Source organism: Paenibacillus sp. FSL H7-0943 (genome assembly GCF_037963265.1).
Lineage (GTDB): Bacteria > Bacillota > Bacilli > Paenibacillales > Paenibacillaceae > Paenibacillus_AQ > Paenibacillus_AQ odorifer.
Genome location: NZ_CP150148.1, coordinates 2,268,556 through 2,292,319, shown reverse-complemented (window position 1 = coordinate 2,292,319; position 23,764 = coordinate 2,268,556). Strand labels below are relative to the sequence as shown.

The window sequence follows — 23,764 nt, the reverse complement described above, 5'->3', positions numbered from 1 at the left end:
TCGCGTTGGCCTCCCTGCGGCATAGATCACGCGCAGGACCATGAGGTCCTGCGCGTTTTTTTATTTCTAAACTATGCCAATTCAAAGGAGCTACTAACGATGCAAAACATTAAAGGAACTTATGATTACTTCGGAAAAGAGCAGGCGCTCAGAAAGAACATTCAAAATACGCTGCAGGATTTGTTCGAACTCTATGATTTTGAATCCATGGACACCACATTATTAAATGAACTGGAGTTATTAACCTCTAAATATGCAGGTGGGGATGAAATTCTCAAGGAGATGTACCAACTCACCGATCAAGGCAACCGCAAGCTGGGCTTACGATATGATCTGACCATCCCTTTTGCCAAAGTGATCGCCTTAAATCCTGGAATAGTGTTTCCCTTCAAGCGTTATGAGATCGGAAAAGTATTCCGTGATGGTCCCGTGAAACGTGGGCGCCTGCGTGAATTTCTGCAATGCGATGTGGATGTTGTTGGTATTTCAGGACCTGAGGCGGAAGCTGAATTGATGCAGCTGGCCACAGAAGCTTTTCGCAAGCTGGACATCCCGATCATCCTAAAATGGAACAACAGACGTTTTCTCGGTGAGATTCTGGAATCGCTGGGTGTACCTGCCGAGAACCAACTGTCCGTTATGCTAACCTTGGATAAATTAGAAAAAATCAACCTCAGCGGAGTGAAAAATGAATTGATCAGCAAGGAAATAGATCCTACAACCATCGCTGCTATTCTAGAACTTATTGAAATGGACAATCCAAGCTTTGAGCAGTTATGCCAAAAATATAGTCTTACCGGACAACCGGGAGCAATGGAGGTTCTTGTCCTGCAAAAGCTGCTCCAAGACATTCAGCTGCAACAGACTTGCCGTTTCGATCCCTTCTTGTCCCGCGGGCTTTCTTTCTACACTGGAACCGTCTACGAGATCTTTGATGCATCCGGTTCCTTTACCTCAAGCTTGGGTGGTGGAGGCAGATATGACGCTATCATCGGACAGCTAGTGGGCAGAGAGGATATTCAATATCCTACGGTTGGCTTATCTTTTGGTATGGAGTCTATCATGGCGCTCCTTGCAGAACGTCCTATCCAAGAGCGCAAGACAGCAGAGGTTATGGTCATTCCGATTGGCGAGACGCTCCCACAGGCTTTAATTGCAGCCGCCGAGCTCCGTGCCTGTTCTATCCGGACCACTCTGGTATCCGGTAAAAGAAAACTTAAAAAGCAACTCGCCACAGCCTCATCCAAAAAAATCCGTTACGTTATTCTGATCGGCGAGAGTGAATCCAGTGTGGATAAGGTGCGGCTGAAGGATATGAAGGAACAAACAGAGGTTATAGTTCCATTAGATGAAGCCATCTACCTTATTACTGAATAAACTACTGCCTGATATTCTTTTAGAAAGATTCGCATAAAAAAAAGACCCCGCCGGCGACCGGCGGGGTAAAGTCTATATATAAGGGAGGTTATACATGTACTATAACCCTGCAAGCTTAATATTTTATGAAAAAGAGATAAGGATTCCCTTAATTCATTTCAAACCCTTAGATCTTAAACTTATCTACTAACCCCTGAAGCTCTTTGGCACTTTGAGTATTTTCATCGGCCATAGTAACCTCCAGGAATGTTTTTTCCACGATATCCGCCGTTTTCACCGCGATATCCTGAATCCCTATAGCTCCTTCGTTTACTGTAGCAGCTACCTCATTAACGGCAATATTAATACTCGATATGGCCATACTCAAATGATCGGCTGCGCTCTCGAATTGTTTTAACAGCGTATTTACAGTAGCAGCATCACTGTTGTATTGCTGACTTACCTCAGTTAATCGTTCATAATCTGCTAGAACATTCTGATCAATAAAAGAAAGTAATGCCTCAGAATTCTCCTTCATGGATTCAACAGAGGAATATACACCTGTTACCACACCTTGAATTCCAGCCGCAATCTTAGACGACTTCTCAGCCAACTTCCGAATCTCACCAGCTACAACCGCGAAACCTTTGCCTGCCTCACCCGCTCTTGCCGCTTCTATAGCTGCATTCAGGGCCAGCAGATTGGTCTGACTGGCAATGGATAGAATCGTATCCGTCAGTACATTAATCTCTGCAATCGCGCTCGACTGTTCAATCGCTTTTTCCATATCGATTCGCACGGATTCATAAATTTGTTTAGCATTCGTCGTAGATTCTGTTGCCTCATCTTGGAGAGCCAGCGCCCGCTCACTAATTTGTCTAGAAACGGCAGCGCCTTCCTTCACATTATTGGTGATCCCGGATACATTGTTATCAATTTCAGTAATTGCTGCTGTCATTTCCTCTGTGGAGGCTGCGGTCTCTTCCATACCTGCCGATAGCTGCTGCGTAGTCGCTGAATTATCGTGGGCATTTTCCCGCACATCTATAGACAGCTTCTCCAGCGTTTCTGCATTTTCAAGCACTTTGGACGAGATCGTAATTAAGCTTCCAGCCATCTCACGAAGTGTAGCCCGAGTGCTGAACATCGCTTTGGCGATCGTCCCTGTCTCATCTTTGTTTTTAGTCAAATACTCATACTCTGAGTCATGCGTCAAATTCAATTCTGCCGTTTTATTAATCATGTCCGTTAGTTTAACAATCGGAGAAGAGATTTTTTTAGCAAAATAAAGAGCAATCAGCAAGGCAATAATCAAACTTCCCACACCAAGAAATAAGTTGAAATTTCTCATATCAGTGACAGGTTTCACGATTTCATCGAGGTCTGCGGTTAATACAAGCAACCAGTGCGTCTCAGGTAAAACTGTATAGGTTGATTTTTTTTCCACATCTTTATATGTATTATTGAGCAGGCCATCCGCTACCTTCTCACCAGATTTCACACGCTCCATAACAGCTGCGATCTGCGTATTCTCAATAGGCTGACCAATTTGTGTTTTATCCGGATAATATAATTTATTGCCGTTCTCATCCAGTAAATAAGCGTAAGAGCTCGTCGTGTTTACCACTTTGGTATCCGCCAAATACTTAATCATACTATCTGCGGAAACAGCTGACGCAATAAATCCAATCATCTTTCCATTACTCTTTACGGGCTGTACAAAAGCCACTACATAAGCTCCTGTGGATTTTGATTTCAGCGTTTCACTGATCACAGGCTCAGCCGTCTCCATTACTCTTTTCGTATAATCTCTTTCACTAAAATCTGTCCCTATAAGCTTAGTATCACTGTCAGCCACACTAATACCTTTCATATCACTGACTAGAATGTGCTCAAGGTTCCCGGCCTCCTCCACAATGCTTTGAAGACTGGCGTTCACCTCATTCTGAAGCTTATCTCCTTTGTTAACTCCACCATTCCCAGCTTGCAGCAGTAGATTAACAATTTCCGAGCGGCTCGCAATAAGCTCTGTGCTTCTCTGCTCTTTTGCTATCATGGCTGATATGGTCTGAGCTTTGTTCGTATTGACCTGCTTCATAGAATTCTCAGTAAGATTCACAATCGCCTGAGTTGATTTCAAATACGTAAATATCCCCATTACAGAAATACATAAAAGGGTCACACCTATCATAACAAGTGATAACTTTAGGCGAATCTTCATATTCTTTTCATCCTTCCGACTGCTTGTTCATTTGCGAACAATGAAATTGTAAATAATACAATTACTATCGGGTGGCAAAGTTGAATAGTGAATATAAATCGCGCAAAAATAAGAAATATATCATAAAATGTCGAAATTTTTCATGTAAATGAATAAAATATCACAGCTTTTAGGTCATATATCCTTCATAAGGTGGTTAACAAGGCCTGTCATCTGTCCTAGATGAACTAGGTGGTTCTAGCTGAGAGACAGTATTCGTTTGCATTAATGCACCCTCACTTAACAGTCGTTTAGTTCTACTACGTAAAAATAGACCAGACATCGCAGCGAGTATTTGTTGGAACAACATCCCCGAAATTACTGGAAGCGCAACAGCAGGAGGAAAATATTTCACCGCTAATACAGCTCCCGCACTTAAATTCCGCATACCCGAATTAAACTGTACAGCCACGGAATCTTCATAACTAAAGCGGAAGCGGCGTGACACCAAAGCTCCGATTACATAGCCAAGCACAACGGTTATGAAGGTCACTCCAATTATGATCGCTAATTTGCCATCCGGATGTTTCAGATAACGGGCAATGCTGGCCCCATTAATAGAAACAACTACAAACAATCCGACTTTAACAAACGGAGCAAGCGGCGGTCCACATACCGTATTTACTTTCCCTTTTGTCCATTGATTCAGCAGCATCCCAACTACAGAAGGAATGACTACCATCCATAGCAGCCCTTTCATCATATCGCCTAGCTGAATTTCAACACTCGCTCCCATCAGCAAATATAAGGTACCCGGGACAACAATTGGCGACAAGAGCGTATCAATCAGAATAAGCGCCAATGTCAGCGCAATATTCCCTCCGTACATCGACACCCATACCACACTTACAACACCTGTAGGAATCGCGAACAGCAATACATAACCAGTTACTGTATATGGATCTCCCGGAAAAAAAGCCATGGCTGCAAGCCAGCCGATCAGCGGCATTACAATATGTAAAATTACCATTAGAATAATCAGCTTCTGAGGTTTCAGAAGTACCCCCAGCAGATCCTTTAGATTGGACTTCAAGCTCCCTATCAGCGTCATTACAGCGAAAATCCAGGGCACGAGACCTGTGAACGGCAGCAGTCTGCTTTCGTTAAGTACGCCGACCACGATGGCCGTGGGTGTTAATAACGGCATAATCTTTTCTAGAACAACATTAGATTTGATGAGTCCATTTCTTATATTAGCAAACACTTGGCAGTACACCTTATGTATGAAGCTCATACATCCCTTATCTTTGTTTTTTATTAAGTCTACCATAAAAAAATAGGAACCAATTCTTAAATTGGTCCCTCGAAGTAATCTATATAGAGTGTTAAACTTCTATGCCTTGTGGAAACAATGCATCCAGTGCTGGGCAGGGCTGCTTATCCAAAAACTGTGCCAATGGCGCTGGCATATTATTGTATAAATCTTTTAGTGAAGTTCCTTGATAAATGTTGCCGATAATCACCGGATGGCAAAGCTCTGAAATCAAAATGTCGCCATTTCCATGCAGATGAAGCTGCTTCTTCCCCTCGATACAGTGAGGAAAATACACACCCGGCTGCTCTTCGAACCCAAGGGCGTCCATAAAGCGGTCCATACAGGTGAAATACAGAATCGTATCTTCTTTCTTCCGTGCGATCAGCTCACTCACTGCATTCTTTAATTGTTCCCGTGCAGCTATAGACTTCCAACCCGTATGATCCATGATAATACTGTTCTGAATTTCATGTGTGCGCACGCCCATTGCGTAGACATGATCGCTGATCTCCTTCATATTATCCTGGGTTTCACTGAACAGCAGCGTCTCCAGTACGGTATCCACACTTGTTGCAGCGAATAGGGTAATATTTTCTCTTATTTTTTCATAGATGCTTGGATGAATATTATAATATTTTGAGAAAGCTTCCGCAGTAGTAAAATTGAAGGAAATATGTATAGTCGTTAATCCTGCGGAGACCAATTGGCCAATTCGTTCAGCATTTAAAAGACTGCCGTTGGAATTTAACTGTGTCTGAATCCCTCTGGATGCGCAGTAGGTTACAATCTCCACACAGTCATCGAACTTCAGCGTCACTTCTCCACCTGATAAGCGTACTCTTTTAAGGCCTGGAAGTTCGTCCAGAATGCGGATGACCTCTTTGGCTTTGATGCTTTGTCCATCATTTCTATTATATGCACAGCAATAATCGCAGCGGAAATTACAGTTCGAAGTTACCCCTATTTCTAACCCTTCCAGCTCATAAGTAAGCGGTTTGTCGAGCTCTAATGCTTTATATCTCATACTCTAAAGTCCTCCTGAAAAATAATGAATTTAGTTCAAAAGTTCAACCTTAGAGATTATATAGGTTTATGGCTTAGGTTAATGTGAGTTTTATAACATTCGAGTGTACGGTTTGATTAACGAATTAGTCGGAAGCGCATGCGTAATCACTTTCAGATACGCATAGTAACCTGTAACGGACTCAGCTGACCCTAAACCTAAAATTATCCTATTTTAAGAATGCCAACGGACTCCAGTGCACCTATTGACCGGAAAAACGCCCAATATGAGCCTTTTGCCAATGAATAGCGTCAGCGGAGTCCGAAATCATGTTTTGATAGCTGATAACATACAAATAACGTCATCCGAGTCCGAAAGCCTCGTGGAGTGATGGATAAACCGATACGCATTCAGGCATGTATATTACAGGTTATCTTCAAACTGGTGATGTCCACCGACACTTTTTATAGGGATATAAAGATCAACTTTTGCTTTACCTTCAGGGTCTGTATATGGATCATTCATACAAAATTCGAGCGCATACCGATCATCCGGTTCATAATCACTGTTAGGTAGCCATTGACCGTACACACTTTGATAGGCAATAGCCAATTTGTCGATCGTATCATAAAACGAATATAAGGCATAAAGACCACCAGATAAAGTTTTGAACTCTACGCTCGAATCACCCTCTTTAACAAACTCTTCTGGAATGGTTATGCAGGCATCATATCTACAAGAGTATTCGTCAGTCACGCTGGGATCATCTAAAGAAATACCAATGAAGTATTCTGTTGAAGGTAAATCATTTTTCTCAACCCACTTGCTGAGTGTTCCCCATGCCTTATACGTTTCAAGATAGCTGCCAACATGCCTTACGTATGCCACTTGATAACTTGGAAGTTCTTTAACCTCAATGTTCATTTCCCATACTCTCCTTAAAAAATTATTTATGTTGATACTCACATCATAATTTTTAGAAGGAGACAATTCTTCCTGATTATTGCTGGACATTAACTGATAATTGCTATGTTCTTGCCTTGACCTTCTCATCTCGCTTGGGGTTGTCTTAAACAGTTTCCTAAAGGATGAATTAAAACTTGAGATGGAATTAAAACCGCATAGAGTTGAGATATCTAGCATGGTTTTATGGGTTGTTTCAAGATAGGTTATCGCGTGATGTAGACGTCTTTCCGTCAGATAGGTCATTGGTGTTTTATTTGTAATTGCAGAAAAAACTCTAGAAAAATGATACTTAGAAAAATTAGAAACTTCAGCTAGCGTTTCTAGATTTATTTCTTGATCTAAGTTGTCCTCAATAAAATGAAGAACCGTCTGAATACGCACCCTGTAATCATTGTTCACTAGACCTACCTCAATCCCGTGATGATTAAATGATTTTTTTCTTATTTATTTTCTTCGCCCTATATACAACAGATGAGATGAAATCCCCAAAATGGATGGATCCTTTGCTGCATTAATGAGAAATTCTAAGAGCTCCTCATGTTCACCCCGGTCAGTCCAGTATTGTTTCTGCTCATTTGTCAGTAATGCTCCGAGGCTAGAAGAACCAATTAAATCAATGGTTTGAAATCCATTCTCCTCCATGAAAGATTTTATGTCCTCAATATTGAAGTAATAAGCTCCCGTAAACCTACCATCATCTTTATGATTAAAAATCCCGCTATCATAAAATTCTTGTATTGAATCCATGTTGTCATTAGGCTTCCAATGTTGTGGGAACTGTAAGGATGTAAGCGTCATTCTCATCCGACTTTGAAAGGCTACAAATACGATGCCATTCTTCTTTGTCACACGAAACAATTCCTTAACTGCTAAAATCCGATCCTCTTCTTCTTGCAAATGATATAAAGGGCCTAACATCAGAGAAGCATCAAAGCTCTCGTCTGATATTCCCTCTAAACTAGTTGCATTCAGCACATGAAAACCTTTAAATTGCTCAGTTAATCCTAATTCATTAACCTTCTGCTGAGCTATTTCAACTAACTTAGGGGTAAGATCCGATAACGTTACGTTATAGCCGAGCTTCGCCAGCTCCATGGCATATTTACCGGGCCCAGCACCATTATCCAGTATAGATTGTGCGTTAGTTAAATACTGTTTTATATAATGCAGATTAATGATGAACTCCAGCGGCTCCCTATCCAATCTTCCCCACTCATCAAATTGGGAGTAATAATCAATAATATTGCCCATTACCAAAACACCGACCTTCAATTGTATTTTTTTCTGTAGAGAACAGAAAAAACCTATCGCCTCCAAAGAGGCGATAGGTTTAACCTTCGCGGTACCACTCTTTTTGATCGTTGCATATTGCTTATAATAAACAACGAATCTTAGAACCCGATTACGGAGGGTTAGCCGTTAAGATCTACTGAGGTTCGATCTTACCGCTCATGGGTGAGTTGGGGAACCTACTCCGCTGTCTTGCACCAACCGGCAGCTCTCTGGGCAGTAGTTATTCCTTAATACTCCCAATCATTACGTTTATTCCGTATTGTATTTTGACCTAGTATATATTTAGTAATTATTCCCTGTCAATACAAATTCCACTTACAGCTCTACTGACTTCCCCATCTCGTTCCAGACAGGCTGTCCGATCAGACCTAAACGCCAGATCGCAATTCCTTTAAGGCCATAACGTTTAGCAAGTCCTACCTTCGAATTCACTGAAGATTCGTTTTCGCTATACACAGAGATCCCGAGAATCAGCTTATCCTTACTCACTTGCTGAAGCGCAAGCCGGATGCCTTCATCAACTAAACTCATCGGCTCTGGAACTTTTTTCTCTTGTAAATAATCGTACGCCATAATGACCAAATCATCTGCAAGTGTTCCTAAAGTTTTGTAATCATAACCTTTATAAGAACTATTTAATGGATGAAGAATAACGGTAAGTTTAAGTCCTGCTGCATGTGCTTTTTGTGATAGGTTTTTCACAAAAGCATTGTAATCCGCTTGCACCTTCGCCTTATCACCTGTTAGACCTAGGCCCTCCAGATCCAGGGTAATGCCTTGGAATCCTTTTTGCGTTGCAAGATCTACGATTCCAGTAATCGTCTGTTCTTGAAGCTGTTTATCTTCCAGGTTCTTAGTTAACTCTGATGCGGTATCTCCAGAGAAGACCATCAGATAAGGAGCTGTTCCACCTGCCGCTGCATTCGTGACAATCGATTCTGGTGTTACGTCACCAGCCGCCTGAGGCCATTTGAAATCAGTCCCCGTTGTGGTGAATTGCCCGCTTTTATCAATCCCACTCCAACCGAAGGCCATAGCATCAAAATTAGGAAGTAAGGAAATCTCACTATAAGAACTCAGAGCATAGAAACCAAGAGTGTACAGCTCAGTCTTCGGCGAAGTAATAGATACGGTCTTCGTAGATTGATTCCAAGCTACACCCGCACCAAACTGCTGGCCGAAGAAGCTAAGGGGAATCATCGTTGTATCCCGGATCGTCTGCGGAGCAACTCCTAACTTCACAACCGCGCCGTTAACACCTGCATTTTTGCTGCCAAGGGTCAGGGTTACCACTTTGGTCCCTGCAGTATCTGTTTTGGTAGCCGTAATTTTCTTCTGCGCTTGATTCCACTCGACATTAATTCCCAAAGCTTCAGATATAGCTCGGAATGGCACCATCGTTGTTCCGCTCATCACAACAGGTTCTACTGGAAATGGTAGTGGATAACCATCCAGCACAATACTAACTCCAGCAGCTGTGGCTGCCTGTGTAGTATTTTGGAATAACGCCGTGGTGCCTCCTAGCGAAATAGCCATACATAATACTAATTTACCGATTCGCTTATTCATGAATGTTAAGTCTCCCTCTTCTATGATATGCAGTCTAATCTTGTAAACTCTTATATGTCCTCTACCATTTTACCAAAGATTATCCAATTGTAAAATTAATAGATTGTCATCTATGAGCTGCGAAATTATTTGTCATATTAGAAGAGGTCGGCAAAATTACATAAACACGCTCAAAAAGGTTCCCACTGCTCGTTCAACATCTACATCCACTGCAACTTGTATGGGTTTACCCACTTTTGGCTGAGCCCGCAAGTCCGCTACGACCATTCCCGATGTAAACTCACCTTTGTGCTCCACACGAACATTCATCTCTTTGTAGGTTACTAGATCTGGTTGCAGCGCAACCATAAGTGCGAGTGGATCATGCAGCGGTGCGCTGTTGATCAAAAAGTTCGCTTCACGATAGAAATTAAAATAATGAGTAAGCGATTGTTCCATAAACGAAATGATCGCTTTATTTTCTTCACGTCCAAAACGTTTTAATAAATCGATATGCTCTTGTGTAATCCGCGTCTTAAGCGTAACGTCTAGACCCACCATCATAACAGGAAGCCCAGATGTAAATACATGATCAGCAGCTTCCGGATCCCCGGCAATATTCGCTTCCGCAACCGGTGTTCTATTGCCGGGACTGAAGATCGTACCGCCCATCACCACTACTTTTTTCAAAGTATTCTTAATACCAGGGTCCATATCAAGCGCCATTGAAAGGTTGGTTAGATGTGCCAGTGTGACTAATACAATCTCTCCGGGATTCTCATTAGCCATCCGAACAATAAACTCAGATGCAGTTTCGCTAATGGGACGCTGGCTGGATGGAGCAATTTCCACATTGCCAATACCGTTCTCACCATGCACATGAGTGGCGTAGCCTGAGTGTTCACGAACAAGCGCCTTGGATGCTCCGATCGCTACAGGAATCTCATAACCGGGCTTAGCAAGCTCAATTAGCCGCAGTGAATTGTCCGCCGCCTTTTCGACCTCAATATTTCCAAAAACGGTTGTAATTCCTTCTACAATTACGTTTGGAGCACGTAAGGCATATAGAATCGCCAGTGCATCGTCAATACCTGTATCTGCATCAATAATAATTCGTGTTTTGCTCATTTATGTTCTCTCCCATTATGTTTTTTTCATAAAAGCTATCATATCACGGCCAACGAGGGTCGCTCAATTTTTATTCAATTCCTGTTCTTTAAAGGCTTCAATAAACCGCTCAGGATCGCACTCTATCAAATAAGCATACACGCCCTTACTCGTGTGGAGATAGAACATGCCGCCCATATCCCCCATTGAGCGATAAGACATATCGAAAATATCTTTTAGCGGGAATTCCCGATGGCGTGTTACAATTCTATCTTGATACAGATACATTAGCCGATTGGAAGCAACACTTCGTTGTTCTCCATCCCTAATTTCTCGTTGTATCTTATAATACGGAAGCTGAGCTACCCATTTCATTTGCAGTCCTCCTGCTTTTCGTAATGGACTCTATTTTATTATTCTTTTTACCCTATTGCAAAATAAAGAAGCTTAACGATCCCATTAGCGGAATCATCAAGCTTCAGTAATCACCGTTTATTTCGTTGTATAAGCTGCGGCTGCCTTGCAAAAGCGTTCCAATGCCTCAACTAATGTGGATCTCGGACAAGCCAGATTAATCCGTAGATGGCCTTTGCCTTCTGTTCCAAAAACAGAACCTTCATTAAAAGCCACTTTAGCCTCTTTGTACATCAGCTGCTTCAGACCGTCTATTTCCAAGTTCAGTTCGCGGCAATCCACCCAGAGCAGGTAGGTTCCTTGCGGCTGCATCACATGAACCTGTGGTAAATGCTCCGCCAAATAGCTGACCGTATAATCCACATTATCTGATACATATTGTAACAGCTCATCCAGCCATTCTTCTCCGTCATTGTAAGCGGCTTGTACCGCTCCTTGCGCGAAGAAACTAGCCATATGTAAGCTCAAGGCTTTCATTTTTTGATCAAATTTACGTTTCAATTCCGGATTCGAGGACACGATAAAAGAGGATTGAAGCCCCGGAAGATTGAAGGTTTTGGTCGCAGCAAGGGTGGTTAACGTAATATTGGCAATTTCCTCAGACAAGGACGCAAAAGGAATATGCTCATAACCTGGAAGCGCCAAATCACAATGGATCTCATCAGAGATAACTGTCACTCCGTGACGCAAGCACAGTTCACCGAGCTTCAACAGCTCTTCTCTTTCCCATACTCTACCGCCTGGATTATGCGGACTGCATAACAGCAGCAGCTTCGCTCCACCCAACATCAACCCTTCCAATTGCTCATAATCCATCTCAAAGCGCCCATTACGGACGATAAGCGGATTCTTGGCAACCTTCCGGTCATTCATCTGGATGACATCATAGAAGGGATAATAAACTGGCGATTGTAAAATAACCTCGTCCCCAGGCTCAGTAAACAGTTCAACAGAGAGGCTTAAGGAAGTTACAATTCCGGGAGAATCTGAAATCCACTCCGGTTTGATCTGCCAATCATGCCGTCTTTTAAACCATGACGTGATGGCTTCTTTATAAGTATCACTAGGTACACTGTAACCGTAAACTCCTTGTTCTGCGCGGCGCAGAATGGCTTCCTTCACTGCGGGAGGACTTTCAAAATCCATGTCTGCCACCCAAAGCGGCATAATATCCTTCTCACCAAACAACTTCTCGGATTGGTCCCATTTGTAAGAGCTAGTATTACGGCGGTCAATTACGCGATCGAAATCATACTTCAACTAAAGTCACCTCATCCTTATAAACTTATCTTTTATTGTATCATGAGGAAACCGATATGGCATCTTAAGATAGAATCAAAAGAATTCACATAAATAGATGATTAATTTCAAGTCGTTAGACGATAGAAAAACAATAGAATGTTAATAGTAAATACTCTGAATAAAGAGGAGGACCTTCGTTCGTCCTCCTCTTTACAATAATCATAAGTAAAATCACCAATATTAAGGTGACCAACTTATCTATACGAAATACACCTTGTTACGCTAATTGTGTAATAACGAGATGTGCTGAAACAGATCTTGTTCCTCCAGCGAGAGGAGTAATAGTAAGTGCAGTAGAGTTACCAGCAGGATTGCGAACGGTCAGGATGGTGTTAATGACCGTTGTTTGCACTATAGCCATTTCTACGATTTGCGATGTACCTGTTGCGCGTCCAACTACGGTATAAGCGAGATCTGCGCCATTAAGAGTCAAGATTAGTTGTCCCGCTTCGGTTACACTAACCTGAAACAACACCTGATAAGTCCCTATTGCCGCTAAATTAAAAGAACTAGGACCTGTTCGTGCAATTGTTGTCCCGCTAGTAGGTCCGTTTTGAGGAAAACTTACGTCTGTGCCCGGTGCTACAGTTGCTGCATTATCAGGAGGCATTAGGGCAAAAAAATCAGCAAAACCTAATACGCCTCCTGTTGCCCCGGTTGCGCCCGTTGCTCCTGCTGCTCCCGGTGCTCCGGTTGCTCCCGCGGCTCCTGCTGCCCCCGGTGCTCCTGCTGCTCCCGGCGCCCCGGTTGCTCCCGTTGCTCCTGCTGCTCCCGGTGCTCCTGCTGCTCCCGGTGCTCCTGCTGCTCCCGGTGCTCCGGCCGCTCCCGGTGCTCCTGTTGCTCCAGCTACTCCCGGCGCTCCCGGCGCTCCCGGCGCTCCCGGCGCTCCCGGTGCTCCTGTTGCTCCGGTTGCTCCCGGTGCTCCTGGTGCTCCCGGCGCTCCCGGCGCTCCGGTTGCTCCTACAAAACCTTGTGGTCCTATAGCTCCTGCAGGACCCGGTAAACCTTGCGATCCCTGAGGACCTACAACTCCTTGGGCACCCGGAACGCCTTGCGCACCCTGAGGACCAACGGGGCCCGCTACACCCTGAGGACCAATCGCTCCCGCTGGCCCGGGTTCACCTTGAGGTCCTTGGGGTCCCGGAGGTCCGCCGGCAGGTCCTTGAGGTCCTTCAGCTCCTTGGAATCCTCGTGCTCCTTGAGCTCCGGGAATGCCTTGGGCCCCTTGTATTCCTTGGAGTCCTTGTGCTCCTTGCGGCCCTTGCGGTCCTGTAGCACCAACAACTGTCGGAGTAGTAACATTCACTTCTGGTGGAGGACAGGTTACTTTTACAATCTTCTTAATAACCTTTCGGCGATGTTCTTTTCTTTTTCTTTTCGAAGGAAATACAGTGGCGACTTTTTTCTTATGACACTTTTTATCGTCTGGACAACTCAATGCGTACACCTCCCTATAAAGATAGTTCAGTGTACGCATCTTATTAATTTTAGACATGGACCAATAACTAGTTTCTATTAGACTGGAACCTATTTTTATAAAAAAGGGCTAATAAAATAGGAGGTGGCCCTTAAGCACATTACAATGTCCACACCATTTTAATTTACTTTTCGTATTTTATGATTAGGACAACTGACACTTCCCTATTAGGCCCAAATCATAGATTTGGGTCTTTTTTTGAGCACATAAAAAAACAACCCCCAAACCACGGGAGCTGCTAATCATCAACTATTATATTGTATCAACAGGCTTACGAATGGTGTTGCCTACCTTCGTAAGAATATCCGCCATTGATGCCGAATCATTCACGTCATAATCATCAATGTTCAGTCGGAGCACTGGGCAAGCTGTAAACTCATTGATCCATTTCGAATATCTGCCATGCATATGTTCCCAGTAGGACACGTCCGTTTGTATTTCCATTTCACGGCCACGTTCATTAATTCGCGCTAAAATAGAAGGAAGACTGCCTTCAATATAAATCAGCACATCAGGGTGCGGGAAATAAGGTGTCATAACCATAGCTTCATACAAGCTTGTATAGGTTTCATAGTCTGTCTTGGACATCGTGCCTTGATCCGCATGCATTTTAGCAAAAATACCAGTGTCTTCATAAATCGAGCGATCTTGAACAAAACCACCGCCCATTTCGAACATTTTCTTCTGTTCTTTAAAACGTTCGGCTAGGAAATAGATCTGTAGATGAAAACTCCATCTCTCAAAATCATGATAAAACTTTTCAAGATAAGGATTATGATCAACTTGCTCCAGCGAGGTTTGAAAATTCAACCTTTTAGCCAAAGCACCTGTTAAAGTGGATTTTCCTACCCCCACGGTTCCTGCCACGGTAATTATGGCGTTATCTGGGATGTTATATGGATTCATTTCATTAGCTCCTTTAGGTGAGAGGCAATTTCGACGAAGTGTTCTGGGTTCTCCACGAAATCGACTGCATTTCCATCTATGGTAATAATAGCGGTAGACGGCTCTTGAATCGCTAGAGAGGCCATCGCATCATCATAATCTTCTATCAATTGCTGCAAATACGCAGTATCCATGTCCCCTTCAAAAGGGCGTCCGCGTTTGGCGATTCTTTTTAACAAGGTATCGAGATCCGCTTTTATATAGAGAATAATATTTGGCTTCGGCAGGTCATCCGTCAGCACATGATAGATTTGTCGATACTTTTCTCGTTTCGTTCCCTTCAGCGTTCGTTCCCCAAAGATAAGGTTCTTATAAATATGATAATCCGAGATCACCGGTTTACCTTTATCTATGTATTGAGTTACTGTATCTTCAAGCTGCTTGTACCGATTACAGAGAAAAAACATCTCCAGTTGAAAGCTCCAGTCATCCATGTTCTGATAAAATTTAGCCAGAAACGGATTCTCATCAACAATCTCCTTAATAATCGGTAAGTTTAATTCCTCTGCAAGCATCGAAGCTAATGTTGTTTTTCCAGCCCCGATCGGGCCTTCCACTGCAATAAACGGTGCATGTTTCATTGATGCTGACTTCCTCCTCAGATACGGACCCTTCAATAACTATTTTTAAAAACAGACTAAATTATTGTATCACATGAGACCTTACTTGTGAGCGGCTAATTATGAAGAAACTTTTCCAGCAATACAAGTATACAACTGTAAGCTAGACCCAATAACAAGAGAAGGATCCCTATGAAAAAACGGTTCGATATCTATCTTCTCCCCATCCCCACGAGCATGAAGCGGACCGAGGAGACTCTATTTCCGAAAAATCGGCTGTATCAGCATACAATCGGACTCAGTTGCAGCAATTCTACCAAATGCGCCCTAATAATAGTCACTATCCGGCCAATAAGAGCTATACTGTCCATAACCTTAGCTAAATAAGCTAATAAATACCAATAGCTGCTATACGGTCCTTAGCTTCACTTCTCTTTTCCTAGATGTAATCGCGCATTCAAAGGACTGGAACCATAGCAAAAAAGGTGTCCCTGAAGGGACACCTTTTTAGATCATTCTATTAAGATAAACGTCCGCTGAAATCTTCGAAAGCGAACTGTTTGATTACTTTAATTCCTTCTTCGTCATTGTAGCTGACGATAGCTGGCAGATTCACGCCGTTAAACATATGGTTCTTCACCATGGAATAATGCGCCATATCTAGGAATACGAGTCTATCGCCGTATTTCAAAGGCTCCTTGAAGGAATAATCTCCAATCACATCTCCGGCTAGGCAAGTCATTCCACCTAATCTGTACGTATAAGGATATTCCCCAGGTTGTCCAGCATCGATAATGTTCGGACGGTATGGCATAGCCAGTACATCTGGCATGTGGCATTCAGCCGAAGTATCGAGAATCGCAATGTCCATTCCGTTATGCATAACATCCAGAACGGTAGCTACCAAATATCCAGTATTAAGCGCAACGGCCTCACCTGGCTCCAGATAGATTTCCACACCGTAAGTCTCTTTCATATGCAAAATGCAGCGGACAAGGGTCTCCAGATCATAATCGGGACGTGTAATATGATGACCGCCACCAAAATTAAGCCATTTCATCCCTTTGAGATAAGGTCCGAACTTCTCTTCGACTACCTTGAGCGTACGCTCCAGTGTGTCAGAATTTTGTTCGCACATGGTATGGAAGTGTAATCCATCAATCCCCTCAAGCTCTTCAGGTCTAAAGTTAGGGAGAGTTACTCCCATTCTGGAATAATTGTAGCATGGATCATACAGCGGAACTTCGATCTCGGAATACTCCGGATTCACTCGAATGCCGCAGCTGATGTGCTTCGGTGCATTTTTCACACGATCCTTGAATCGATTCCACTGGTCAAAAGAATTGAACACAATGTGATCGGAGTATTCAAGAAGCTCATCGAATTCACTGTCCACATAAGCTGGTGCGTAGACATGAACCTCTTTGCCCATTTTTTCATAGCCAAGTCTGGCTTCGAATAAGGAGCTGGAAGTTACGCCATGCAAGTACTTGCCAACTAGCGGATACAAGGAGTGCATAGAGAAGCCTTTTTGCGCGAGCAAAATCTTAGCTCCTGTACGTTCTTGTACAGAATTCATAATCTCAAGATTGCGGGTAAGCAATCTTTCATCTACAAGGTAACATGGTGACGGGACAACGCTGATATCAATATCCATCAATCGCGCCTTAGTCTAGCAGCGTTGGCGAGAAATCTTCTTGCCAAGGCAGACCATGTTTATTCAAAGCTTCCATGAATGGATCTGGATCGAACTCTTCTACGTTGTACACGCCTGGTTTCTTCCAGATTCCTTTTATAATTAACATTGCTCCGATCATTGCAGGAACGCCTGTAGTATAGGAAATGGCTTGGGAGCCAACCTCTGCATAACATTCTTCATGATCGCAAACGTTGTATACATAATAAGTTTTTGGCTTACCGTCTTTAGTACCTTGGATGATACATCCAATGTTAGTTTTACCTTTTGTTCTTGGTCCCAGGGAAGCTGGGTCAGGCAGCATTGCCTTCAAGAATTGCAAAGGAACGATCTCTTTACCTTCGTACATGATAGGCTCGATAGAAGTCATACCCACATTCTCAAGCACTTTCAAGTGAGTCAGGTAGTTCTGTGAGAAAGTCATCCAGAAACGGATCTTTTTCACGCCCTTGATGTTAACAGCCAAGGATTCCAGCTCTTCATGGTACAAAAGATAAATATCTTTAGGTCCAATTTCCGGAAGATCGTAAACTTTCTTCTCAGAAAGTGGTGCAGTTTCAATCCACTCGCCATTCTCGAAATAACGGCCATTAGCTGTAATTTCACGAATATTGATTTCAGGATTAAAGTTTGTAGCGAATGGATATCCATGATCGCCAGCGTTGGCGTCAACAATATCAATGGTATGGATCTCGTCAAAATAGTGCTTTTGCGCGTAAGCCGTGAATACGCCAGTTACTCCTGGGTCAAATCCACTGCCGAGCAAAGCGGTAAGGCCAGCTTTCTCAAATCTTTCTTTGTAAGCCCACTGCCAGGAATATTCGAATTTCGCTGTATCTTGTGGTTCATAATTGGCAGTATCCACATAGTGCACTCCTGTTGCCAGGCACGCATCCATGATCGTCAGGTCCTGATATGGGAGAGCGACATTAATAACGACATCCGGCTCAAAGCTCTTGATCAGTTCAATGACTTCGTCCGTGTTATCTGCATCGAGCTGAGCAGTAGAAATCTTCGTGCGGCCTCCGGCTAATTTATCTTTCAGAGCGTCACATTTCGCGACAGTTCTGCTAGCAATGCAGATCTCTTCAAATACATCCGGGTTCTGGCAGCATTTATGAACAACAACACTTGCTACGCCGCCAGCGCCAATAATTAACGCTTTTCCCAAAATAAAAACCTCCTAAAATTCCATTTGCAAAATCAACAAGGCTGATTATACATAATATTTTTGAATAAATCAATAAAAACCGACAAAAAATGATGTGTTTTGTGTAAAATCTCTAAGAAATCTTGTTAATACTCTTAAATGCTCATATTTCCTCGATTATCCACGTTTATAGATCAGGTGTTTAGTTGGAACAGAGTGAATTTTCAGAAACTAGGGCAACTAGATTATTCTATCACAAGAGGGTTATACTTCATACGATTTATTTTAAAATCAATGAAAAATCTCACCACCCTTTCAACTCCGCCTAAAGAAGTTCGGTTTCCACACATTCCAATCAACAGCACTGCAGCAAATACAAAGAGGCCGTAATATATACTCTTACCCGTTTTTGTCCCAATATTAATCGTTGTTGCTATGCCCATCCGTTTCGCGCCCATAATTGAACGATCATTGGGATAATTATAAGTTGTCCCATTTTTCCAATATTCATCATCATCCGTATAAAGAATCCTCGAAAAGATTCCCGCACACATTCTTCAAAATCGCGTACGCTTTGTTTACGGTCATTGCATATCCCCCTAAATCTTCTGCCTTCCACGCAAAAAAGCTGAGCTCCCCTGAAGGAGAGTTCAGCCTAAAGCTTCTAATATATAGTCAACTTATTTATTAGAATTTATTCGAACGGCATAAGCATCTGCATCCCATTCTACCTGTGCCCCCAACATTTCACTTATCAATCTGAGGGGTACATAAACGCTATCATTAATGAAGACCGGTTTTTGATCTGTTGCGATAATCTTTCCATTAACAGTCGTTTGTCCAGTTACCGAATTCAAGATCAGCGTTGTAGATCCCTTCACAGCAACCACAGCTCTCGATGGAACATCCCAACGAACATTAACTCCCATCTGCTCGAAGACTCCTCTTAAAGGAACATATGTCGAATTATTGATTAGTAACGGCGGCATAGTCAGTTCCATTTCATTCCCATTCAACAACACTTGAATAGATTTTTTCACCAGCTGAGGCGTACTCACCTCGATCTCTCTGACCCCCAGACCCGTCTGTCCAAATTCATTTGCCCCCCAGGCAAGGACATGACCATCTTTTAAGAGTACATAATGATTTCTGCTCCCTTTAGAAACGGAAACTGCATTCTGGATGCCTTTAGACTGTGTAACATTAATCTTGTTCTTATCGCCAACCGTCCACTGCCACACGGTCCCATCCGCCTTCACTGCGGAATCTGTTGTCAGCGAAATGACGTCTGTAAGTCCTGGAACCTGAACAGGCTTTAGAGCTTCTCCCAGATATGGATCTATGTAATTATTCCAAATCCATACTGTGCCATCCCATCTCAATGCCGCCCCATAAAGTCCATAGGCTCCATCCATATCAACCGCTCTATATTCTCCGCTTCCTTTAATAAGCGTAGGCTTTAAGATTACGCCCTTCTGAGTTCCCAGTGGTTGCTGTGATCCCCACACCCATACCTCTCCGCCGTTACCAAGAGCCACTGAATTATTCGATCCCGCTGCTATAGACAGGACGGTGGGTAGTCCCTTCACCTGCACCGGGGTTAGCTTGTTTTTCCGCGAATCGTCACCGAGTTCTCCTTGTTCATTGCCTCCCCACGCCCAGACCGTTCCATCTTTAAGAAGAGCTAAGCTAAAGGTGCCCCCCGCAGAAACAGCTTTCACATCTGTTAGCCCTTGCACTTGAACAGGCTCTACAAGAATCTTAGAAGACTGTGTTCCAATGCCAAGTTGTCCATGCTCGTTCCCCCCTACCGCCCACACTGTACCATCGTCCTTCAACATCAAGTTATGGCGATAACCACCTGAGATTTGCTTTACATGATCGATATGCATTTTGACGGGAGTATACGCTGGTGTGGTCGCCCCATTACCAATAGAGCCATACCCACCACCCCACGCCCAGGCTGTTCCATCCGCAGTGACGGCATACGCACTTCTGTCACCAGCGTCCAGTTGGGTGATGCCAGACAATAATTTCTTTTCTTCAAGTGAATTCACATTATCTGCTGCTGCCACTAAAGGTGAGACCATAGTCAGGCAAAGAACAGTCCCGACAACAACTCTACAAATCCGACTTACCTGCACTTTTGACATCAAGCTTTGTTTAAACACTTGAGATCACTCCTTTTATTAAAAAATAGATAACGCAACAACTCACGGTCCCGTTCCAAAACCTCCAATCTTCCAGCCGTTAGCGTGTTTGGTCAACACTGCGAAGCGAGTCTCCCGGCCATCTGGGGTATTGAAGACGGGATTTAGTGATTTCATATACAGATCGACCACAATATTTAACGTTGTGCGGTCACCGATGTCTTTAATTTCTGAGCCAGTATCATAATCCATCACTTTATAAGAGGTAGGCTTAGCCTCAACAATACTTTCACTGAGAGCATTTTCACCACCAAAACCCGGGTTATAGAGTTGATGCGCTTGACGGTTAACCGTCAATGCAGTGAGTAAGGCATTAGGATTCAAACATGCGCGGGCACGGGTATGATTACCATCCTGAATAGCCTGAAAAAAAGCATCCAGCAGCTCGAAATGGTCTAATGAGGCTAAGTCACTATTCTCTCCTTCCTCAGCAAACAAACCTTCTCTCTCCGTCCACTCCTCAAATGTAAGTCCTGTAATGTCAGTCAAGCTACGCTTCTTAATAGACGGGCCGATACTTTGAATATTAAATTCCAGCCACGCACCAACGGTATTCCCTGATTGCACAAGCAAAACGAGGTTGGAGGGATAAGAAAATTCTTTTTGTTCGCCAGAACCAGGTAAACCATCGACTAAGGAATACCGCTGCACCTCTACCGTGGTCCCCTTCAGCAGTGTCAAATCCAATCCTGCATCTTTAGAGAACTCATTCGCTAATTGCCAGTAAAGTCCCACTGGATACTCCCCCAGCTTAACCTCCCAGTTCTGCGGTACCTCAACTGCAAATGCCTCCGGATGGCTCTGAACTTTATAATCCAGTGTTTGCAAAAAGTCTTCGGGAATCATAGTTACTTGAGCAGATGTTGGCGTTACCTGTGGTACAGACGTTGAAGCTATAGAGGCAGTAGGTTCCACACCTATGGAGTTCTCCCCTTGATTACATCCAGAGTTTAAGAGTACAAAAAAACAAATCGTTACCATCGTTACAAACTGCCGCTTAGTCATCTGATTCCCGCCTCTCTAATCACTCCTCTATATTTAGACTGAGGAATATTATACAAAGTTGCGGGATACTGGAAATTATTAAAATCATTTTATACGCATAGGACCCTGTAGTTTGGGATTGGCGTTGATTTTACCTGCTTATGCGGCATAAATCGCCTGTTGCTTCGCTCTAGGGCTCTCGTCCACCTTTTGACACTTGTTAACTTCGAGAGCATAATAAGCTTCGGCATATTGCAACGGATTTCCATGAAATACAGGTATATGCAGGACCTTGGTGTAATTGCATCAGAGAGGATGATAACGAGTGAAAAAAGATTTTGATATAAAAAATAAACCCTTCCTAGTCTTTAGCTTCGTCCTGCTGCTAAAATGCGCAGTGGCCTGGTTCGTAGTTTTTAGCGACGGTCCTAACTGGAGTATGCTGCTGACAGAGATCCCATTTTTCTTTATCGTATTTGGACTCATAGAATGGATGGCTTCCAAACGAAAGTTTCTGTATTACATGATAGCCAACCTATTGATTTCAGTCATATATTTTGCCGTGCTAATGTATTACAAATATTACGGTGTAATTGCTACTTATCATGCCTTGGAACAAGCAGATAAAGTAACTAAGGTGGGAGAAAGCACATACTCATTGCTGGACCCTTACTACTTGTTCATTTTTGTGGATATTGTAGTTTTCATGTTTTTTATGTTCCGTCCGAAATATATTGCGATCTGGAAAGAAAGAGGTATGAACCGCCGCATGAACCGGACTGCTTTGTTTGGAATCATCAGTGTTTCTTTGGCGGTCTGTGTCTTTAATGTTTGGCCAAATCATGCCAGTATGAACGAGAACAAAAAAGCGGAGAGTATGGGGATTCTTAATTACGAGGTCTATACTATTTTTGCCGATACAAGGGAAACAGAAGAAATAATCGACAGCAAAGAAATCACGCAACCATCCATTAACGAGACCAAAGGGATTACAGAGCCTGTCTCACCGAAGTACTGGGCGGCAGCTCAAGGTAAGAATCTAATCGTGGTACAAATGGAATCTTTTCAGAACTTTTTGCTGGGCCTGAGCATTGACGGGCAGGAAGTAACACCCAATCTAAATAAGCTTTTGAAAAGCGAACATTATTTCAATAACTTCTATACTAATGCCGGGCAAGGAACAACTTCGGATGCTGAATTTGTAGTGAATACTTCGTTGTACGTTCCCCACCACGAGGTAGCCACTTCATCCAATTATATGGATAAGGCGCTTCCGAGCCTGCCTAAGTTGATGAAAGCTAATGGATATAACACAGCAACCTTTCACACCAATAGCGTAGAATTCTGGAACCGCAAAACCCTATACAAAGTACTAGACTTTGATAAGTATTATGATCAAGCGTTCTATGGGGATGACGATCATATCGCATTCGGTGCTTCAGATGAGGTACTCTATGCCAAGACTGTTCCTGAATTAGTCAAAATGGATGCTAAAGATGATCCTTTTTACGCGATGGTCATTTCTATGAGTGCTCATCACCCTTATAAAATGCCAGAGTTAAAAAATAAAATGACACTGCCTAAACGGTATGAAGGCACCCTAGTTGGCAACTATATTCTAGCTCAAAATTACGCAGATTATGCAATGGGACAATTCCTGGATCAATTAAAGTCCAGTGGTCTATGGGATGATAGCGTCATTGTCTTTTACGGTGACCATCAGGGTGTATCGCTATATTCCCTTGATGGCAACGAGAAATCGTTAATGGAAGAAATGGTCGGCCACGAATATGGTTATACCGATATGTTCAATGTTCCTTTCATCGTTCATGCCCCTGGTGTAGGTGAACCTGCCGTGTACAGCCAAACTGGCGGCCAAATCGACATTATGCCAACTGTAGCTAACCTGTTAGGGATTTCAATGAAAGACCAGCTCCACTTCGGAGAAGACCTGATGAACCAACAGACCAACATGCTGCCTGTCAGACACTTTTTGCCTACCGGCTCTTTCATTAATGACACAAGCATGTATTTAACTGGTGTCGATTACGACGATGGAGACAACTTTAATCTAATCGATGGCTCAGAAACAGAGGGCGGTTCGACAAAAGAACAATTTGACGCCGTTCAGCGGCTTCTAAATATGTCAAACAGCTACATTCAACAACTGCCGGATTTACCCTCTACGGATGATGCAAAGTAACTATAAAAAGAATGCCCCTCAGCCAAATAGCTGAG

18 protein-coding genes and 1 other annotated feature are annotated in these 23,764 nt (G+C 43.1%); of the genes, 2 read left to right on the top strand and 16 right to left on the bottom strand.

The features are described 5' to 3' along the window. The first annotated feature begins 99 nt into the window (after positions 1-99). Positions 100-1,377: a histidine--tRNA ligase gene (locus tag NSQ55_RS09800; RefSeq protein ID WP_339172879.1), complete on the top strand. Its 1,278-nt coding sequence runs from the start codon at positions 100-102 to the stop codon at positions 1,375-1,377. 166 nt (positions 1,378-1,543) lie between these two features. On the opposite strand, the gene NSQ55_RS09795 is transcribed toward NSQ55_RS09800, so the two are convergent. The 16 genes from NSQ55_RS09795 to NSQ55_RS09720 all read right to left on the bottom strand — a co-directional run bounded on the left by NSQ55_RS09795 (position 1,544) and on the right by NSQ55_RS09720 (position 21,547). Next, positions 1,544-3,577: a methyl-accepting chemotaxis protein gene (locus tag NSQ55_RS09795; RefSeq protein WP_339172876.1), complete on the bottom strand. Its 2,034-nt coding sequence runs from the start codon at positions 3,575-3,577 to the stop codon at positions 1,544-1,546. A 196-nt stretch (positions 3,578-3,773) separates the two neighbouring features. Next, positions 3,774-4,820 (bottom strand): bile acid:sodium symporter family protein, encoded by a 1,047-nt coding sequence (locus NSQ55_RS09790; RefSeq protein WP_339172874.1) that lies wholly within the window; start codon positions 4,818-4,820, stop codon positions 3,774-3,776. A gap of 121 nt (positions 4,821-4,941) precedes the next feature. Continuing rightward, entirely contained in the window at positions 4,942-5,895 is a 954-nt protein-coding gene (locus NSQ55_RS09785; RefSeq protein ID WP_038569765.1) for a radical SAM protein, read from the bottom strand. Positions 5,896-6,297: 402 nt separating this feature from the next. Beyond that, entirely contained in the window at positions 6,298-7,239 is a 942-nt protein-coding gene (locus NSQ55_RS09780) for an AraC family transcriptional regulator (protein ID WP_248549283.1), read from the bottom strand. A gap of 45 nt (positions 7,240-7,284) precedes the next feature. Then, positions 7,285-8,091, bottom strand: a complete 807-nt coding sequence (locus NSQ55_RS09775; RefSeq protein ID WP_339172871.1) for a class I SAM-dependent methyltransferase — start codon at positions 8,089-8,091, stop codon at positions 7,285-7,287. 63 nt (positions 8,092-8,154) lie between these two features. Then, positions 8,155-8,386 (bottom strand) — a binding site (T-box leader). Between the two features lie 62 nt (positions 8,387-8,448). Next, entirely contained in the window at positions 8,449-9,702 is a 1,254-nt protein-coding gene (locus NSQ55_RS09770) for a stalk domain-containing protein (protein WP_076125030.1), read from the bottom strand. A gap of 156 nt (positions 9,703-9,858) precedes the next feature. After that, entirely contained in the window at positions 9,859-10,809 is a 951-nt protein-coding gene (locus NSQ55_RS09765; RefSeq protein ID WP_076125028.1) for a nucleoside hydrolase, read from the bottom strand. A 63-nt stretch (positions 10,810-10,872) separates the two neighbouring features. Next, positions 10,873-11,163, bottom strand: coding sequence for a hypothetical protein (locus NSQ55_RS09760; RefSeq protein WP_036679330.1), 291 nt, complete (start codon positions 11,161-11,163; stop codon positions 10,873-10,875). Positions 11,164-11,280: 117 nt separating this feature from the next. Then, positions 11,281-12,462 carry a MalY/PatB family protein gene (locus tag NSQ55_RS09755; protein WP_076125027.1) on the bottom strand — a complete coding sequence of 394 codons (1,182 nt, stop codon included), beginning with the start codon at positions 12,460-12,462 and terminating at the stop codon, positions 11,281-11,283. Between the two features lie 259 nt (positions 12,463-12,721). Beyond that, positions 12,722-13,951 carry a collagen-like protein gene (locus NSQ55_RS09750; RefSeq protein ID WP_339172868.1) on the bottom strand — a complete coding sequence of 410 codons (1,230 nt, stop codon included), beginning with the start codon at positions 13,949-13,951 and terminating at the stop codon, positions 12,722-12,724. A gap of 282 nt (positions 13,952-14,233) precedes the next feature. Continuing rightward, the gene (locus NSQ55_RS09745) at positions 14,234-14,887 is read right to left on the bottom strand and encodes a deoxynucleoside kinase (protein ID WP_076125023.1); all 654 of its coding nucleotides are present in this window, start codon (positions 14,885-14,887) and stop codon (positions 14,234-14,236) included. Continuing rightward, positions 14,884-15,507, bottom strand: a complete 624-nt coding sequence (locus NSQ55_RS09740) for a deoxynucleoside kinase (RefSeq protein ID WP_076304418.1) — start codon at positions 15,505-15,507, stop codon at positions 14,884-14,886. The genes NSQ55_RS09745 and NSQ55_RS09740 overlap by 4 nt, the downstream gene beginning before the upstream one ends. A 499-nt stretch (positions 15,508-16,006) precedes the next feature. Then, positions 16,007-17,143 carry a carboxynorspermidine decarboxylase gene (gene nspC / locus NSQ55_RS09735; protein ID WP_076125019.1) on the bottom strand — a complete coding sequence of 379 codons (1,137 nt, stop codon included), beginning with the start codon at positions 17,141-17,143 and terminating at the stop codon, positions 16,007-16,009. 10 nt (positions 17,144-17,153) lie between these two features. Beyond that, positions 17,154-18,353 (bottom strand): saccharopine dehydrogenase family protein, encoded by a 1,200-nt coding sequence (locus tag NSQ55_RS09730; protein WP_036679313.1) that lies wholly within the window; start codon positions 18,351-18,353, stop codon positions 17,154-17,156. Between the two features lie 659 nt (positions 18,354-19,012). Next, positions 19,013-20,503, bottom strand: a complete 1,491-nt coding sequence (locus tag NSQ55_RS09725; protein ID WP_076125015.1) for a stalk domain-containing protein — start codon at positions 20,501-20,503, stop codon at positions 19,013-19,015. A 42-nt stretch (positions 20,504-20,545) separates the two neighbouring features. Beyond that, positions 20,546-21,547 (bottom strand): DUF4830 domain-containing protein, encoded by a 1,002-nt coding sequence (locus NSQ55_RS09720; RefSeq protein WP_339172863.1) that lies wholly within the window; start codon positions 21,545-21,547, stop codon positions 20,546-20,548. A gap of 304 nt (positions 21,548-21,851) precedes the next feature. Between NSQ55_RS09720 and NSQ55_RS09715 the strand changes: the two genes are divergently transcribed. After that, positions 21,852-23,729 carry an LTA synthase family protein gene (locus NSQ55_RS09715; protein ID WP_076220704.1) on the top strand — a complete coding sequence of 626 codons (1,878 nt, stop codon included), beginning with the start codon at positions 21,852-21,854 and terminating at the stop codon, positions 23,727-23,729. The last annotated feature ends 35 nt before the right edge of the window (positions 23,730-23,764 follow it).

Excerpts from the sequence above, each read along its gene's own strand:
- NSQ55_RS09800 (WP_339172879.1), top strand. The coding sequence starts at position 100 with ATGCAAAACATTAAAGGAACTTATGATTACTTCGGAAAAGAGCAGGCG.
- NSQ55_RS09795 (WP_339172876.1), bottom strand. The coding sequence starts at position 3,577 with ATGAAGATTCGCCTAAAGTTATCACTTGTTATGATAGGTGTGACCCTT.
- NSQ55_RS09785 (WP_038569765.1), bottom strand. The coding sequence starts at position 5,895 with ATGAGATATAAAGCATTAGAGCTCGACAAACCGCTTACTTATGAGCTG.
- NSQ55_RS09775 (WP_339172871.1), bottom strand. The coding sequence starts at position 8,091 with ATGGGCAATATTATTGATTATTACTCCCAATTTGATGAGTGGGGAAGA.
- NSQ55_RS09770 (WP_076125030.1), bottom strand. The coding sequence starts at position 9,702 with ATGAATAAGCGAATCGGTAAATTAGTATTATGTATGGCTATTTCGCTA.
- NSQ55_RS09765 (WP_076125028.1), bottom strand. The coding sequence starts at position 10,809 with ATGAGCAAAACACGAATTATTATTGATGCAGATACAGGTATTGACGAT.
- NSQ55_RS09760 (WP_036679330.1), bottom strand. The coding sequence starts at position 11,163 with ATGAAATGGGTAGCTCAGCTTCCGTATTATAAGATACAACGAGAAATT.
- NSQ55_RS09745 (WP_076125023.1), bottom strand. The coding sequence starts at position 14,887 with ATGAATCCATATAACATCCCAGATAACGCCATAATTACCGTGGCAGGA.
- NSQ55_RS09740 (WP_076304418.1), bottom strand. The coding sequence starts at position 15,507 with ATGAAACATGCACCGTTTATTGCAGTGGAAGGCCCGATCGGGGCTGGA.
- nspC (WP_076125019.1), bottom strand. The coding sequence starts at position 17,143 with ATGGATATTGATATCAGCGTTGTCCCGTCACCATGTTACCTTGTAGAT.
- NSQ55_RS09720 (WP_339172863.1), bottom strand. The coding sequence starts at position 21,547 with ATGACTAAGCGGCAGTTTGTAACGATGGTAACGATTTGTTTTTTTGTA.